Below are 2,275 nucleotides of genomic sequence, written 5' to 3'. Positions count from 1 at the left end.
CACTGCCAATATGGTCTTGTCCCTCAAAATCTGACGGAACTCTTTCTGTAATATAAAACGTAATTTTTTCACTGTAAGCGGTTTTTAAAATTCTTCAATGCAAAAAATAATAATACGGTTGCCATCCCCACCAAAATGAGTGTTTCTTTCCACACGTAGCTAAAACCAAGTCCTTTGAGCATCACACCTTTCATAATGGTATAATAGTATTTTGAGGGTATGAGATAAGAAAGCCATTGCAATATTTTTGGCATATTCTCCAAGGGGAATACAAAGCCACTCAGTACAACTGTAGGTAACATCATCCCCATCATCGAAATCAACATAGCAATTTGCTGTGAATTGGTAATGTTTGATATGAGCAACCCAAGTGAAAGACAGGTAATGATGAAAAGTGTGCTTTCCGCAAAAAGCAACAGGAGGCTACCCTTAATTTCCACGTCAAGAAGGTATACGGAAAGCAATAACATGATAATTAAGTCAACCAGGGATAGAACCAAATAAGGTATTGCTTTTGCCATCAGCACCATTAGAGGCCTGAACGGCGAAACTAATAATATTTCCATCGTTCCCATTTCTTTCTCCCGCACTACAGAAACCGATGCCAGTGCGGTACTTACCATCATAAATATAAAAGCAATAATGCCTGGAATGAAGTTGAGCGAACCGTTCTGTTCTTCGTTGTACAATTGCCTTATTTCGGGTATGATTTGGTAGTACAGTTGTACATTGGGATTAAGTTCCTGCTGGTAATTCTTAATGATGGTATTCAGGTAGTTTGTTGCCGAAGTTCCCGTGTTGAGGGCAGAATTATCGACAATAACCTGTATCTTCGCTCCATCAGTTTTATAAAGATCTGACCCGAAATTTGCAGGAAACAAGATGCCACATATTATTTCACCGCTCTTCAATTTTTCTTCAATATCCTTATAATTTAGTGCAGCATCCTTTAGCTGAAATCTGGAATTTGATTGTATCTTGGCGATAATCTGCTCTGAATGTACATCTTGTGCATTGTCTATTACTGCGATCCCGATATTTTTTACTTCACTGCTCAATGCAAAACCAAAAAGGATGATTTCCACAATGGGTATTCCAAAGAGTATAAGTAGCGTACGTTTGTCCCTGAATACGTGGAAAAATTCTTTACGTATAAAAGCGAATAGTTGTTTCATTTTCTGCGTATTAAATTTGTACTCCGTACTGTTTTTTTTTGGATGCCGAATATGCTAAATGATAAAGGGGAATATTAACTAGCCGGGATATTAATCCGATGGCCGTTTCGCGCCTCTTGCTAGTTGGTAAAAAACATCGTCCATTGAATTGGTATTAAATTTATTTTTAAGGTTAGTAGGGCTGTCCAAAGCTTCCACACGACCGTCAACCATTATACTGATACGGTTGCAATACTCGGCTTCATCCATATAGTGTGTGGTTACAAATACTGTAATACCATTATCTGCGGCTTCATATATCATATTCCAAAACTGCCTACGGGTAACTGGGTCAACGCCTCCTGTGGGTTCATCCAGGAACACGATTTTGGGACGGTGGAAAACAGCAACTGAAAAAGCCAGTTTTTGTTTCCAGCCCAAAGGCAATTCTCCTACTAACTTCCGGGCCTCCTTTTCCAGCCCCAATTTTGTGATCAATTCGTTGCTCCGTGTTTTTATATCGGTTCTTGAAACGCCGTATATACCGCCATAAAACTCAATGTTTTCTAAAATGGTCAGGTTGTTGTAAAGCGAAAACTTTTGGCTCATATAGCCGATGTTTTTTTTGATGTTTTCCTGTTGTTTGTAAACATCAAAACCTGCCACGGTAACTTCGCCAGATGTTGGAAAGGAAAGCCCGCAAAGGATCCGCATTGCAGTTGTTTTCCCGGCTCCGTTTGCACCCAGAAACCCAAAGATTTCGCCCTGTTCCACATCGAAAGTAATGCTGTCTACGGCTTTGAAATCGCCGAACTGTTTTGTCAAATCTTTGCAGATAATCGCTTTATTTCCCATCGGTTTTTTCTATTTTGGTTTCGTCTTCATTACTTTCATTCATCAGGCGGATAAAACTGTCTTCAATCGTTGGTGTTACCTGTTTTACTTCCAATCCCTCAATATTATTTATTCCGCCAATTCTTGTGATGCTCGCAGCATCAGCATCATCTGTTTTCATAGTAAGGTGTATGTATTCGCCAAAGGGGAAACAGCTTTCCACTTCATCAGCTGTTCGTAAGTGCTGTATGAGCTTGTAAATATTATCTGCTTTGGCGGCAAATAAT

Annotated in this window: 2 protein-coding genes and 1 pseudogene; all 3 read right to left on the bottom strand. The window is 39.5% G+C overall.

What is annotated here, in order from left to right:
- Positions 1 to 68: 68 nt before the first annotated feature.
- A complete protein-coding gene (locus tag ACR2F7_RS00405; protein ID WP_432711632.1) occupies positions 69 to 1,175 on the bottom strand; it encodes an ABC transporter permease in 1,107 nt (368 codons plus the stop codon).
- A gap of 90 nt (positions 1,176 to 1,265) precedes the next feature.
- Positions 1,266 to 2,009: an ABC transporter ATP-binding protein gene (locus ACR2F7_RS00400; RefSeq protein WP_432711631.1), complete on the bottom strand. Its 744-nt coding sequence runs from the start codon at positions 2,007 to 2,009 to the stop codon at positions 1,266 to 1,268.
- A pseudogene (locus ACR2F7_RS00395) lies at positions 1,999 to 2,275 on the bottom strand (hypothetical protein); the annotation flags it as partial. The pseudogene ACR2F7_RS00395 and the gene ACR2F7_RS00400, both read right to left, overlap by 11 nt.

The organism is Pedobacter sp. (genome assembly GCF_045628745.1).
Lineage (GTDB): Bacteria > Bacteroidota > Bacteroidia > Sphingobacteriales > Sphingobacteriaceae > Pedobacter.
Note: the sequence above shows the minus strand (reverse complement) of the source record. Positions and strands in the feature narration are given on the sequence as shown.